The sequence below is a fragment of the Corynebacterium alimapuense genome, assembly GCF_003716585.1.
Classification (GTDB): domain Bacteria; phylum Actinomycetota; class Actinomycetes; order Mycobacteriales; family Mycobacteriaceae; genus Corynebacterium; species Corynebacterium alimapuense.
The window spans coordinates 529510-542898 of record NZ_PTJO01000003.1; the positions used below are offsets into that span (position 1 = coordinate 529510).

A 13389-nucleotide genomic window follows, 5' to 3' on the forward strand; every position below is an offset into this window, starting at 1 on the left:
ACTGGAGTCACTGCCCGTTCTCACCAACCTGCGCATTCTCCTCGGCAGGAACAACCGGAGCTTCAGCTACCGGGGCTTCAGCTACCGGAACATTCGGTGCATAGGGCGCCACACCGGGGTCAGTGCTGGTTAAGGTTTGACCATCTTGCGGAACTGCCTCGAGGTTATCTCCAAGTTCAGTAATCGCCGCGGGATCCGAGGATGCTTGGTTCGACTGACTTGGTTGAGCCGATGATCCATTGGCATCAATGATCGGTTGAGTCGCAGTATCGGCAGCAAGCTCCTCGATGACTTGACCATCAGGTTGCACGGACAACACGCCCGGCTGTGTCGGCACAACCATGCCCATCTCACCTGCACGGCGAGCAATATCAGCAGAGGAACGGACACTTTCTAGGTCACGGTTGAGGGTCTCGAGTTGATTAGAAAGCTGTCGTTCTTGGGAAGAGAGCTGCTGAATCTGAAAGGTCTGCTGAGTAGAGATTCCGGATAGCCACATAGCCGCAGCTACACCAGTCACTAAAAGGACAATCGCCACCGCTGAAAGCTTGGCCAGCAACGTGGTCTGTTTTCGAGAAGAAACCCTTCGGCCACGAACGGATACGACCTGGTTCGAGCCAAGCCGTCGCTGATAGGGACGACGTCGAGTAGGTAGTGGGGCGTGCGGATCCTGCCCGGGAACACGAACCGGCTGCGGCGCGGGCTGTGGCGAGCGTGGTAGCCGTCGACCTGGCTCAAGCAGTGTGGTGGCTCCACGGGAGCCGGTTTCAGTTCCAGTGGTGAAATCCCGGCTGGCGCCCATTGAATGACGTTCCTTCCGATTGGGAGCGGTCACAGTCGCACTTCCTCTGGGTCAGGTAGCTTTTCGATGGCGCGCACCCGCACCGGAGCTGCCCGCGGGTTCTCCGCTGTCTCAGCTTCCGTCGCTTTCTCCGCGCCACGAGTGACGGTGCTAAAGCGAGGGGCCGTTCCAGGAAGATCCATCGGCAGACCGGGTGGGGTGGTGGATTTTGTCATCTCCACGAAGGCGCTCTTGACGATTCGGTCTTCGAGCGACTGATAGCTCATGAACACTGCTCGCCCACCCACCGACAATGTTTCGGCAATAATTGGGAGCACGTTTTCAAGGGCTTCCAACTCGGCGTTAACCTCGATGCGCAATGCTTGGAACGTACGCTTTGCCGGATGCCCGCCGGTGCGCCGAGTAGCAGCCGGAATAGCGGCGTAGAGCAGCTCGACCAAACGACCCGAAGTGGTGAACGCTTCTTTCTCCCGCTCGCGCAAGATCGCCGAAGCGATCTTCCCGGCAAAACGCTCATCGCCGTAGGTCTTAAGAATCCGGGCTAGATTGCCGTGGTCATAGGTATTGAGCACCTCTGCGGCAGTGATTCCAGTGGTGGGATCCATGCGCATGTCCAACGGCGCATCAGTGCGATAGGCGAATCCACGCTCGACCTGGTCTAGCTGCATAGACGAGACACCTAGATCGAATAGTGCGCCAGCGATCCCGTTGGTGCGGGCAAGTTCAAAGACGTCCTCCGATCCTTCTGCGATGGCCTCTCCGATGCCATCGAACCGGCTCAGGAGACCTGTGAAGCGATCACCAAATGGTGCTAGCCGCTCTTGGGCATCGGACAACGCGGCTGGATCTCGGTCAACGCCGATGATCTTTGCCTCAGGAAAGGTACGCAAAAAATGCTCGCTGTGACCGCCAGCGCCCAGCGTGCCATCAACCACGACAGCTCGATCTCCCAGCGCTAGAACGGCCGGAGCAAGAAGCTCTGTGACGCGGTTACGCAGGACGGGAACGTGTCCATGGTTAGCCTTGATATCGAAACCCATATCGTCGATCCGGTCGGCCATGGTGTGCCCTCCCCACTTTTCTGCTCATCATTTTCAGGTTTGCTCAGGCACCCGGAAGGTGCGGGGTGCGTACAGGGCCCTGCCCGATGTGTTCATCTGATGTCGGGGAAGTACACCAGAGCATCACCTCGGGCAGAGTCCGTACACGCGCTCCGCCAGACCCTGTAGTCTCCTCGGCCAGTAGCCGGGGAGGATCAGAGCAGTCCGCCGAGGACATCATCTGCGTCAGCCGCCGAGAAGGCAGCTTCCGTTTCTTGCTGATAAGCGGCCCAGGATTGCGCATCCCAGATCTCCAGAAAATCCACCGACCCGACTACCACGCATTCCTTGATCAGGCCTGCATACTCACGGTGCCCAGCTGACAAAGTGATCCTTCCGCTCCCATCGGGCTGTTGCTCATCCGCACTTGCAGCCAAGTTGCGAATGAAGGCGCGAGCCTTCGGATTCGTACGAGACACGGACGCAGCCTTTCGGGCACGAGCCGCGAACTCTTCCCGGGGATAGACCGCAAGACTGTGATCTTGCCCCTTCGTGATCATCAACCCACCAGCCAAATCCTGACGGAATTTAGCTGGGAGTGTCAGCCGACCTTTGTCATCAAGTTTCGGAGTGTAGGTACCGAGAAACATCCCGGGCCACCTTCCTCGGCTCAATCACATTGTCGATGTAATTCCCGCCATGGATTCAGAAAAGGTCACGAGTACCCCTCATCTCCACCGCTGCGCCCCACAATACCCCACTTTGCCCCACCGACAAGATCCAAAACACCCGTTTTCATCAATGCCATTACTCCTTGCAGGTGAAAGGGACCAAAGAACATATAGGGAAATCCCACGAGGTTCCAAAACTGACCCTATTGACGCCTCAACTGAGGCCAATGGGTATCCCCTTTTAGGGCTTTCTCACTTGGAAGATCCCTTGCCCGCAACCAGAAAATGCCCCACAACCTGGCAGTTCTCGAGACCGGCAGCTCCAGGGCGACACCCCGAAACCCATAAGGTGGCCAACATGTGGCGAGAAGTGGGTAACCCACAGATCACTTCATAATCACAGAAAACACCCAGAAAACCTGGAGAAAACGATTAAGGCCCGCCGCACCAGCGGTGCGGCGGGCCTTAAAAACCGATACTCAATGAGGAAAATCGGCAATACTTACGTCTGCGCTATTTCCCCTCAAAACGACGGCGGAAGTCCTCTTCCATCGTGGAACTCTTGGAGATCTTCTCACCGGAGGACTTTCGACCACCGCGATCTCGGCTACTGGTACTCGAGACTGAACCGCCACCCCGAAGCATCCAAACGCCAGCCCCGAACATCACCAAGAAGCCAACAAGGCTCAGGGAGATAAACCATAGGCTTTGCGCAGCGAGAGCTACTCCACCGATAAGCATCAACAGGCCAATCACTGCTACAGCGATTCCCCGGAGGCTTAAGCCAGCGACACCAGCCTCACCGAGACCGCCAGACACGGAGGACCCGAACTTTGGGTCTTCAGCAAGCAATGACTGCTCAATCTCGCGCAATACTCGCTGTTCCTGCTCTGAAAGCGACACTATTCCTCCCGGATGTGACTGGGCGCTAATTTCCATCTACTAGGACTAACGCCCAGCCTATCGGTATTGTTCCCTTCACTGCCAACCCTCCCCAGTAGCTCGGAAAAAATGAGCTACGCCGCTACCCCGAACGAACCGGCATCCGCCTCCACTTCGGCAATAAACTCCCCGGCCAGAGCAATAATGTGATCTACCAACCTAGGGTCAAGACTGCGTTCTATCCCAGAAGCTACCCGGGAACGCAGGAGCGAGTAATGCTCAAAGGCAGTCGCCCACTGTGCCCCTCGGTCATCGACCAGACGGAGCTGCGCCCAAGCGCTACTGGAACGGCGCCGGCGTTTGGCCACATCAGAGTCGGCGATACAAGCACCGGCCGTACGCAATCCCGCCTGGTACGCCAACTCTAGAGCCTGATCCCAGACACCATCTTTGCGAGCCCGATCAGCCTGCAAGAGCAAGACATGCGCTTTGGCGATGAAATCAGCCCAGCGAGCACCACGATCAGCACCCACAAAACTTGTTGTCGCCGACTTGATCGTTGCCATGGGGACCGACTCCTCTCCATCGTCTCCAGCTTGCCGCTCCGGACTGTGTCATCCAACGTAGAAGACCTATCGGACATCTCCCCCCAAACAATAGAACATACATTCGAAACAGTCAATCGTTTCAAATGCTCTGCCAATAGTTTTTCACTGATACCTTCGAATACTCTTGAAACCCCGCTCCCCTTAACTGCGGTGATCCTTAACCCATAGCCACCTCATTCGTGGTTCAGTGGAGACGTGACACTGGAGATCCGCCGACTGTCCGGCCCCGAATTTGCCATCCTCTGCCCACGGCTGGTTGGCGTCTATATCGACGCCATGAATTATGACCCCGCCATCAGAGATAGCCGTACCAAGGTCTGGCGTCGCGAGATCTTCCAACCCGGTTTCACCTCGCTCGTAGCGCTGGACCAAGATGAGATTCTCGGAGTCGCCTACGGATACTTAGGGACTCGAGAGATGTGGTGGGATCGGCAAATTCGCCGCGGAATTCGGCAAGAAGGTGGCCCCGACACCAGCCAGATCGAACTGCTTCGTGACTACTTCGAAGTTGCTGAAATCCACGTGCACCCGCTCCATCAGAGCAAGGGAATCGGCCGGATACTGCTGTCTCAGCTGTTATGGAATGCCCCAGGTTCGAATGCTCTTTTATCTACGCCAGAGGTAGATGGAGAGTCCAACCTTGCATTTAAGCTCTATCGCTCGATGGGTTTTCGCGATGTACTACGCCATTTCATCTTTGACGGGGACACCCGCCCTTTCGCAGTCCTCTCTGCTCCTTTGCCGCTTCCAGGTATGGTCAACAAGCCTGCTACCTCCGACCACCATCCCGGATGAAACCACTGGGTATCGTTGATAGAAAACTCCACCGGACACTCCCGGTGCCCCACTGAGGTTAAGGAACCACCGCGTTGTCCGCTCTCAATCCCACAGACATGACCCTCGACCAGATACCTGAAGCCACCACGAAGTTACTGGCTGAGTTTATCCACGCACGCAGTGAACAGGTCGCCGCGATCGGCGGACCAGTCGCCGAGGCTGTCTCCCATCTGGAGTCTTTTATCCTCAACGGTGGAAAACGCATCCGACCGCTCTACGCATGGGCAGGTTTTATAGGTGGCGGTGGTCTCACTAATACCGATGAAGACCCGCTGGCGATGCTCCGAGCCGCGGCTTCCTTGGAATTTATCCAAGCGTGTGCACTGATTCATGATGACATCATCGATGCATCTGATACCAGGCGTGGAAGCCCAACGGTGCACCGCTCCGTGGAGGCTCGCCACCGTGATGCTCATTGGTCCGGCAGCTCCTCCCATTTCGGCGAATCCGTAGCCATCCTTGTCGGCGATCTGGCACTGGTGTGGGCCGAGGACATGTTCCAAGACTCAGGCCTTTCTTCCGAAGCGCTAGCAAGGGCTCGCGAACCGTGGAGAGCGATGCGTACGGAAGTCATCGGCGGGCAGCTTCTCGACATCGCTCTAGAAGCCGCCGCTAGTGAGGACATCTCCGCAGCTGACTCGGTCAATAGATTCAAGACTGCCGCCTACACCATTGAGCGCCCCTTACATCTGGGAGCTGCCATCGCCAACGCCGAGGCCGATACCATCAGTGCCTTCCGAGGATATGGTCAGGATATTGGGGTCGCCTTCCAACTCCGCGATGATCAGCTCGGGGTCTATGGCGACCCGAAGCTAACCGGAAAACCTGCTGGCGATGACCTGCGCGAAGGTAAACGCACTGTCTTGCTAGCCACCGCACTCCGGTTGGCCGATAGCTCTGATCCTGCAGCTGCCGCCGCACTGCGATCTGGGATCGGATCAACCGCCGACCCACTAGAGCTGTCACATTTGGCAGATCTGATCGCTGGAACTGGAGCAGTCGCCGAGATCGAACAACGCATTGAACATCTGACCGAATCGGGACTCTCTCATTTGGCCACCGCTCATACCTCAGCGGAGGTCACTCGTACGCTCACTGATCTGGCGATCCGCGCCACCGCCCGACGAAGCTAACCCACGGGACGTACACATGAACCTGACTGTCTCCAGGCTGCCCCATGCGATCACTCTCGGCGCAGTCGGCTCTTTCCTGATCCTGCTGGGCTCCTTCGGTGGCGGTGCTACCCGCAATCGAGATGGCGTACTTGAGGCAACCGGTTTAGATTTTCTCGCCTACGGGCACGGGGCTGGCATCTCCAATATCGTTCTCTGGCTAGGCATGATGCTGTTGTTGGCCGGTTGGGTTTTGTTTGGCCATCGACACATCATCGGCACTAGCGGCTCGCCTGCAGACACGGGCGTCGAAAAGCGAGCTCAGCTGGTCCAGAAGGCACTGTGGGTGTGGATAGCCCCGTTAGTGTTGGCCGCGCCGATACTCTCCCGCGATGTCTATTCCTACTTAATGCAAGGTGCGATGCTGCGCGATGGCTTCGATCCTTATACCCAAGGCGCTGCCGTTAATCCTGGACCCTACCTACTGGAGGTCTCCCATGATTGGCGCAACACAACTACTCCCTATGGTCCTTTACACCTGTGGATCGGTGAAGGCATCACTCGGTTAGTCGGTGACAGCGTCACCGCAGGAGTAATTGTTTATAAACTCATCTCGATCGCGGGATTCGGTGCTATCGCATGGTCAGTTCCCAAAATCGCACGCCGGCTGGGTGGAAATCCTGCGCTAGCGCTGTGGTTAGGAGTCGCCAATCCAGTGATGATCCTGCACATGATCGGCGGCATGCACAATGAAGCGGTCATGGTTGGCCTAGTGAGCCTAGGGTTGCTCGCCGCCCTGCATGAGAAATTCCTGATGGGTATTGCTCTCATCGCAGTGGCCGTCTCGCTCAAAGCCACCGCAGCCATCGCGCTACCTTTCGTAGTTTGGATGGCCGTCCACCACTATGCAGGGGCCACAGCAACCCGCGGCCGGCAGGTCATTGTTTTTATAATCTCTGGCGCAGTCACAGTAGCCGAAACCCTCGCGGTAGTAGCTACGGTGACCTGGGCTTCTGGCGCGTCTTGGGGATGGCTCTCAGAGATCTCGGGAAACTCCAAGGTTATCAATCCCCTGGCACTGCCTTCCTTCCTGGCAGGAATAGTCACTCCATTTATGCAGCTGTTTGACGAGCAATATAACTACAACGTTCCCCTGCAATTTTTCCGCAGCCTGTCGATGCTATTGATGCTCATCGGACTAGTGATCATCTGGTGGCTATTTAGAGGCGATAATCGCCGCGCCATCATGGGAACCGCAGCCGCCTACCAGGTAGCTTTCATATTTAACTCCGTGACTTTGCCGTGGTACTACGCCTCGGTGATATCCCTGCTGGGCACCTTTAGCCCCCCACGGTGGGTACTCCGTCTATCGACGGGCGCCTCAATCATGGTCACTCTCGCGTTCACCGGCAGCGGTAATCATCAGCTCTACAACGCCTGGTGGATGGCATGGGCGATCGTCTCAGCCTGGCTTTTGACCGACTTCATCTATCGGGATGGAGCCCTGGGGCGAAAGCTAGTGGCTCCTAGATCGCCATTGCTTGAGCCCGACGCACCACTTCACGCGCCAGCTGACCATGCAACGCCTCCACCGGTCGACCGGGCAGCGAATCGTCCTCAGTAAACAGGTACTCGAGGATCTCGACATCGGAGTAGCCACCATCGGTGAGCAGGGTAATCACACCCGGAACGAACTTCCCAGTCGTGGTGTTTCCACCAAACAGTGACGCCGGGATGCAACGACCACTGTCAGAAACATAGGCAATCAGTTTTCGATCGGTCAGTAGATCATAGACTCGGGTAATCGGAACACCCATAAGTTCAGCTGCCTCAGGCAGGGAAAGCAGGGTTTCGTCGGCGAGCAGCTTCTCAAGGGAGCCAGTACTAAGGTTGTCTTTCGAATTCACGGAACCTACTCTACTGCCCCAGATAACAGATGGTCACTTCCTCGTTGGCATGGAGCATGCTCGGTGCACCATACTGGTGGCCATGATCCAACTGTCAGTGGGAGATGTTCTCGAGGACCGTTACCGCATCGATCACCCGATCGCTCGCGGTGGCATGTCCACGGTCTATCGCTGTGTCGATCTGCGTCTGGGCCGAGCGGTGGCAGTGAAAGTCATGGATCACCGATACGTCTCAGATCCAGTATTCCGCCAACGGTTCCGCCGCGAGGCCCGTGCCATGGGCCAATTGGCACACCCCAATTTGGTCAACGTCTATGACTTCAGCTCCGATGGCAATCAGCTCTTCCTTGTTATGGAGCTGATCACCGGTGGGACCCTGCGTGAACTGCTCGCTGAACGCGGACCAATGCCGCCACATGCCGCCACATCCGTGCTCGCTTCGGTGCTCACCGGTTTGTCTGCAGTGCATGCCGTCGGGTTGGTTCACCGAGATATCAAGCCCGATAATGTTCTCATCAACCACGATCATCGGGTCAAGCTCGCTGACTTTGGTCTGGTCAGAGTCTCTAGTTCTTCTTCACCTAGCTCCCAGCAGATCATCGGTACCGTCGCGTACCTCTCACCAGAGCAGGTCGATGGCTCTGAGATCACGCCAGCCTCAGATGTCTATTCCGCGGGATTAGTCCTATTTGAGCTACTCACCGGCGATACTCCATTCAGCGGCGAGACTCCCCTTGACCACGCTTTCAGCCGCTTGGATGAGGTTGTCCCTGCGCCTGGCTCAATGATCTCAGGCATCCCCCCGCTTATCGACGCCCTAGTGGCCACTGCCACGGCGCTTGACCCCAGGGACCGTTTCGCCGATGCCGGAGAGTTCCTCGCGGCTGTCGAGGACGTCGCCAGTGAACTGCGACTTCCTGCGTTCACAGTGCCCGTACCTGAGAACTCCGCGGCTAATCGTGCCGCCGCAGTGCCTACTGATATTACTGATCTCGTCGGCCCAGCAACCGGTGTCATTGATCTTCCTGCCGCTGATATCTCCGCGGATCCGCCCCAGAGCAGGGAAACCATCATGCTAGAAGCAGAGGACTCCCCGGAGACGGGCTCGCCCCTGCCCTATGCCGTGGCTCCGACGCAGCTTCAGCAGCCGGAAGGAACCGCGCCCGCAGAACCTGTCGTGGATAGTCGGCAAGCTCCTGCGCCATCGACTCCTAATGATCCTCCGCTCACCAACCGCTCCCAAGCCGGACTCATCATCTGGCTTTTGTTGGTCGTATTAATCACGGTTTCAGTCGCCATCGGTGGCTGGTGGTTTGGATCAGGACGATACGGTGAAATCCCGCAAGTATTAGGCATGGACAGCATCGAAGCTGTCGCAGTAATGGAGGACGCTGGATTCACTCCGGCGACACGCACTGTCTACAGCGATGAAATTCCAGCTGAGCAGATCGCCGGAACCGACCCAGAGATCGGTGACCGTCTGGTCCGCGGTCAAGAAGTCACTGTTTTGGTCTCCCAAGGGCAGCCGACAGTACCTTCTGCCGAGGGGATGGACATCCTAGCTTTCCAAGAGGCAGCCTCCGAACGCACCCTCGATGTGGTCACCGGCGATCCGATTTACTCCGCAAACGTGCCCGAAGGCGCAGTCGCTCGCACCACCCCTTCCGGAGGAGACACCGCCCCCATCGGATCTACCGTTACCGTCCAACTCTCTCGCGGGCCCGAACCTGTCCAAGTACCCAACCTTGTTGGCGTGGATTTAGCTGAAGCCCAAACTAGGCTCGGCACGCTAGGTCTCAATGTCACCCGTATTCAACGAGAATTCGATGAGGATGCCGGCGTCAACGAAGTCATCGACGTCTCTCCTCCCACTGGCACCATGTTGACCAGAGGCAATGAAATCACCCTAGTGGTCAACAACGCTCTAGAAGTGCCAGATGTAATTGGCCTGGATTATGAGGCGGCCACCGCGGCTATCAAAGCCGCGGGATTTAGCGTCAGTGATGTCGAACGCACTGGTACAGAACCTGAGGCCTCCGGAAACACCGTCTTGGCTACCAGCCCAAGCGCCGGTGAGACCGTGGCGCTCGGTGATACCAAGATGGAACTTAGCTTGCCCCGCTACGTGCTCGTGCCAGATCTCGAGGGGATGACGGGCGCCCAGGCTAACACCGCATTGGAAGACATCGGACTGGAAACTAATCTCAAAAGCAGCCAGCTCGAGAAAATCGTCACTGATCAGCGCCCCGAATCCGGAGATGACACGCGCGCAGGTTCTACCGTGAGGCTGTCGTTGGAGGACTAGTAAAGCGCGGTCTTAACGTGCTCCCACGCTGGGGAAAGTTCTTCCCGGTAATTATTCCAATTATGGGTGCCGTTGCCCTTGTAATGGACCTCCTGATGATTCATTCCTAGGTCAGTCATAGCTGTATCAAGGCTCTCAGTGCAGCTGAGCACTCCGCGCTCAAGAACCGAACCGCCGGTCATGCTAACTACATCTGTACCGAAAAACTCGCGGTCTTCCGCAGTTACTGCCCCATTAGCGGCAGAGAGGTAAACCGACATATCGCGGAGACCTTCTGGGTCGTTGACCACGTCGTGGTTAACCCATTCTTCGGAGCCAAATGGTCCCCACAAATTCTCCACATTTCCGCCACGAGAGCCGACAATCAGACTGGTCATCTGCCGACCAATAGGGTCAAGGGTGGAATAGCAACCAGAGATACCGAAGGTGGCGTCGAAAAACTCTGGGTTGTCGTTGGCCAAATGAACCGCGCCGATAGCTCCCATGGACAGACCGCCGACAGCGCGCTTGCCGTTGAAATTCAACTCCGCTTCTTGCTCCAACAGAGGTGCAATTTCGTCTACTAGGAAGGTCTCCCACATGTGCACTCCGAGAGCTGAGTCTTTAGATACCCAGTCGGAGAACATCGATGCTGAGGCTTCAGTAGGGATAACCAGGGTGACATCTTGATCACCAAATACAGAGGAGAGGTCGCCTTCTTCCACCCACCCGGCGTTATAGGGAGTATTAATTCCTGAGAGCATATAAAGCATCGGTGCAGGTGCTTCCGAGTCAGCGGCTCTCATAATCTGGACGGAGACGTCGCGTTGCATAGCTGGTGAGGCAATAGTCCAACGCTCTAGCCGCTCACCTGCATCAATAACTCGGCGGTCAAGAATCTCAGCCTTCTCAATGTCCCTAGTCGCCAGAGGATATTCAGAGTTGCTAGAGACTAATGGGCCGCTGAGCGAAATATCAGCTGAACCAATAGCATTAAGCGAGCTCAGTGCCGCTTCCAAAGTGGAACCGGTCCATTCCAGATCTTGGCTGGAGCCTTCGACTGAACCAGCGATGACTCCGTTGACCCCTTCTTCTGCGCTTTGCGCCGCAGCTGGAGAGATACTCCCCAGTGAAATGGCCACGGTAGCCGAAGCTGCCATGAGTGTACGTAGCTGCTGTGCCTTCATATTAAGAACCTTGTTCTATAGATAATCCCCCAGGCCCATTTCCAGAAGAGAAATGAGTCTGGGGGATAAATTAAGAAAGCCTACTGGCCTCCTCAGATGGGCTAGTTGCGCAACATTTCTGCTACCAAGAAGGCAAGCTCCAACGACTGCTGAGTGTTCAGACGAGGATCACATGCGGATTCATAGCGGCCCGGCAGATCGACGTCAGCAATGTCCTCGGCTCCACCAAGGCACTCAGTGACATTTTCACCGGTCAGCTCGATGTGAATGCCGCCTGGGTGGGTACCCAAGGCGCGGTGGACCTCGAAAAAGCCCTGAACCTCATCGATGACCTTGTCGAAGTGACGAGTCTTGTAACCATTGGATGCGGTGAAGGTGTTGCCGTGCATTGGATCTGACTGCCAGATCACCTTATGCCCGGCGGCTTCGACAGCCTGAATGATCGGAGGCAATACCGTGCGAACCTTGTCGTAGCCCATCCGAGCGACAAAAGTCAGCCGGCCAGGAATCCGCTCTGGGTCCAGCTTGGCGGCATAGGCAACCGCTTCTTCCGGAGTGATAGACGGGCCAATTTTGATGCCCACTGGGTTGGCGATCATAGCCGCGAAATTGACATGGAAATCATCAATGCCACGGGTACGCTCGCCGATCCAGAGCTGGTGAGCAGAGAGATCATAGAGACGAACTACGCCGTCTTCGTCCTCATGCAGGCGCAGCATCGCGCGCTCGTAATCCACCAACAGTGCTTCATGCGAACAATAGATATCGGAGGTGCGCAGTGAATCATCGTTCACTCCACAGGCTTCCATGAAGCTAAGCCCTCGTTCGATCTCATCTGCCAGTGCCTGATAGCGGGCGCCGGCAGAAGACTGCGAAACGAACTCGCGGTTCCACTCATGCACGCGCTGCAAATCAGCAGTTCCGGAAGAGGTCAATGCACGGACCAAGTTCATCGCGGCAGAGGCGTTAGCATAGGCCCGAATCATACGTGCGGGGTCATGCCGACGAGCCTCAGGAGTGGGCTCAACGCCATTGACGATGTCGCCGCGATAGTTGGGCAAACCGTTGGCATCTAGGTCCTGGGAACGCGGCTTCGCGTATTGCCCAGCAATACGAGCCAGCTTCACCACTGGGGTGGAAGCGCCATAGGTCAGGACAACTGCCATCTGGAGGAGAGTCTTAACGTTGGCCCGAATATGGGGCTCAGTGTTGGACTCATAGGTCTCAGCGCAGTCACCGCCCTGAAGCAGGAAGGCCTCGCCGTTGGCAACATCAGCCAACTGGCGGGAAAGCGCAGTGACCTCCGGAGCAACAATAATCGGAGGCACCGACTCGAGGATCTTGCGGACGTTTTCGGCTTGAGCGCGATCCCAGGTCGGCTGCTGATATGCCGTACGCGAGATCACATCCTGAAATTGCTCATTCAGGCTAGCCGGCAGCGGCGGCAGATCAGGGAGAACTTCTTTAGGAATATCAACAGTCCAACTCACACTCATATTCATATCACGAACTTGAGGCGAGGAGCACGTACGACCAGCAACAGTGCTACTAGAGAATGCGGTTGTTGCGCCCCAACGGCAAGACCTTGGCGCAGGCTTGGAACTTTGCCAAGTTATGCCGAGCATCAACTAGTGCGTCATGACTACCCGTCGGGGCATCCGGCAAGGTCGGGTTGCCGGCAAACTCCCAGTACTGACGGAGCTCTCGGGTATAACGCGGAATCTCCCGGGGAAGCCCCGTCATGTCCCCCCACATTTGTGCCAACAGGACATGATCATAGGCACCCACCCATGCCCACAGCTCGGTCCGTCCGGCCCCTGATTTGAGAAAGTCATAGACTTCGGAGCGGATGGTATCGGTAGATTTCCATGCTTTAGACGCCGGATTGGGCAGTTTGTCTAGCACATTTTCCCGAACCCAGCCGTTGGCCTTGGAAGGGTCGAAGTCCGTGCATACGGCGTAATATTCCCGCCCGTCCTCGGCCACGATCCCGATTGAGACCAGCTCGATGGTACGGCCGTCCTCGATAAACTCAGTGTCGTAGAAATAGCGCACGGCC

The 13389-nt window shown here is 56.7% G+C and carries 13 protein-coding genes; 4 read left to right on the forward strand and 9 right to left on the reverse strand.

Going from position 1 to position 13389, the window contains the following annotated elements; translation table 11 throughout:
- Nucleotides 1–7: 7 nt before the first annotated feature.
- The 5 genes from ftsL to C5L39_RS03860 form a co-directional block, all read right to left on the reverse strand.
- Complete coding sequence (ftsL, locus tag C5L39_RS03840) at nucleotides 8–835, reverse strand: cell division protein FtsL (protein WP_123047539.1); 828 nt, start codon at nucleotides 833–835, stop codon at nucleotides 8–10.
- Nucleotides 832–1842 carry a 16S rRNA (cytosine(1402)-N(4))-methyltransferase RsmH gene (rsmH, locus tag C5L39_RS03845; protein ID WP_425453847.1) on the reverse strand — a complete coding sequence of 337 codons (1011 nt, stop codon included), beginning with the start codon at nucleotides 1840–1842 and terminating at the stop codon, nucleotides 832–834. The genes ftsL and rsmH overlap by 4 nt, the downstream gene beginning before the upstream one ends.
- Before the next feature lie 215 nt (nucleotides 1843–2057).
- A complete protein-coding gene (mraZ, locus tag C5L39_RS03850; RefSeq protein WP_123047541.1) occupies nucleotides 2058–2492 on the reverse strand; it encodes a division/cell wall cluster transcriptional repressor MraZ in 435 nt (144 codons plus the stop codon).
- A 534-nt stretch (nucleotides 2493–3026) separates the two neighbouring features.
- Complete coding sequence (locus tag C5L39_RS03855) at nucleotides 3027–3416, reverse strand: DUF3040 domain-containing protein (RefSeq protein ID WP_123047542.1); 390 nt, start codon at nucleotides 3414–3416, stop codon at nucleotides 3027–3029.
- A gap of 113 nt (nucleotides 3417–3529) precedes the next feature.
- On the reverse strand, nucleotides 3530–3961 hold the full coding sequence (locus tag C5L39_RS03860; RefSeq protein ID WP_123047543.1) for an SAV_6107 family HEPN domain-containing protein: 432 nt from the start codon (nucleotides 3959–3961) through the stop codon (nucleotides 3530–3532).
- A 237-nt stretch (nucleotides 3962–4198) separates the two neighbouring features.
- Between C5L39_RS03860 and C5L39_RS03865 the strand changes: the two genes are divergently transcribed.
- The 3 genes from C5L39_RS03865 (at nucleotide 4199) to C5L39_RS03875 (ending at nucleotide 7576) form a co-directional block, all read left to right on the forward strand.
- The gene (locus C5L39_RS03865) at nucleotides 4199–4798 is read left to right on the forward strand and encodes a GNAT family N-acetyltransferase (RefSeq protein WP_123047544.1); all 600 of its coding nucleotides are present in this window, start codon (nucleotides 4199–4201) and stop codon (nucleotides 4796–4798) included.
- Nucleotides 4799–4896: 98 nt separating this feature from the next.
- The gene (locus C5L39_RS03870; protein ID WP_123047545.1) at nucleotides 4897–5973 is read left to right on the forward strand and encodes a polyprenyl synthetase family protein; all 1077 of its coding nucleotides are present in this window, start codon (nucleotides 4897–4899) and stop codon (nucleotides 5971–5973) included.
- A 16-nt stretch (nucleotides 5974–5989) separates the two neighbouring features.
- The gene (locus C5L39_RS03875; protein WP_123047546.1) at nucleotides 5990–7576 is read left to right on the forward strand and encodes an alpha-(1->6)-mannopyranosyltransferase A; all 1587 of its coding nucleotides are present in this window, start codon (nucleotides 5990–5992) and stop codon (nucleotides 7574–7576) included.
- Here the strand turns inward: C5L39_RS03875 and C5L39_RS03880 are convergent.
- Nucleotides 7479–7859 carry an Rv2175c family DNA-binding protein gene (locus tag C5L39_RS03880; RefSeq protein WP_123047547.1) on the reverse strand — a complete coding sequence of 127 codons (381 nt, stop codon included), beginning with the start codon at nucleotides 7857–7859 and terminating at the stop codon, nucleotides 7479–7481. The genes C5L39_RS03875 and C5L39_RS03880 overlap by 98 nt on opposite strands.
- A gap of 82 nt (nucleotides 7860–7941) precedes the next feature.
- Here C5L39_RS03880 and pknB point away from each other — a divergent pair, with 82 nt between their 5' ends.
- Nucleotides 7942–10164, forward strand: a complete 2223-nt coding sequence (pknB, locus tag C5L39_RS03885; RefSeq protein WP_123047818.1) for a Stk1 family PASTA domain-containing Ser/Thr kinase — start codon at nucleotides 7942–7944, stop codon at nucleotides 10162–10164.
- Here pknB and C5L39_RS03890 read toward each other — a convergent pair.
- From C5L39_RS03890 to C5L39_RS03900, 3 genes are all read right to left on the reverse strand, one after another.
- Nucleotides 10161–11330, reverse strand: a complete 1170-nt coding sequence (locus tag C5L39_RS03890; protein WP_123047548.1) for an alpha/beta hydrolase — start codon at nucleotides 11328–11330, stop codon at nucleotides 10161–10163. The genes pknB and C5L39_RS03890 overlap by 4 nt on opposite strands.
- 101 nt (nucleotides 11331–11431) lie before the next feature.
- Nucleotides 11432–12820: a class II 3-deoxy-7-phosphoheptulonate synthase gene (locus C5L39_RS03895; protein WP_165857964.1), complete on the reverse strand. Its 1389-nt coding sequence runs from the start codon at nucleotides 12818–12820 to the stop codon at nucleotides 11432–11434.
- Nucleotides 12821–12878: 58 nt separating this feature from the next.
- Nucleotides 12879–13385, reverse strand: coding sequence for a polyadenylate-specific 3'-exoribonuclease AS (locus C5L39_RS03900; RefSeq protein WP_123047550.1), 507 nt, complete (start codon nucleotides 13383–13385; stop codon nucleotides 12879–12881).
- Nucleotides 13386–13389: the final 4 nt, after the last annotated feature.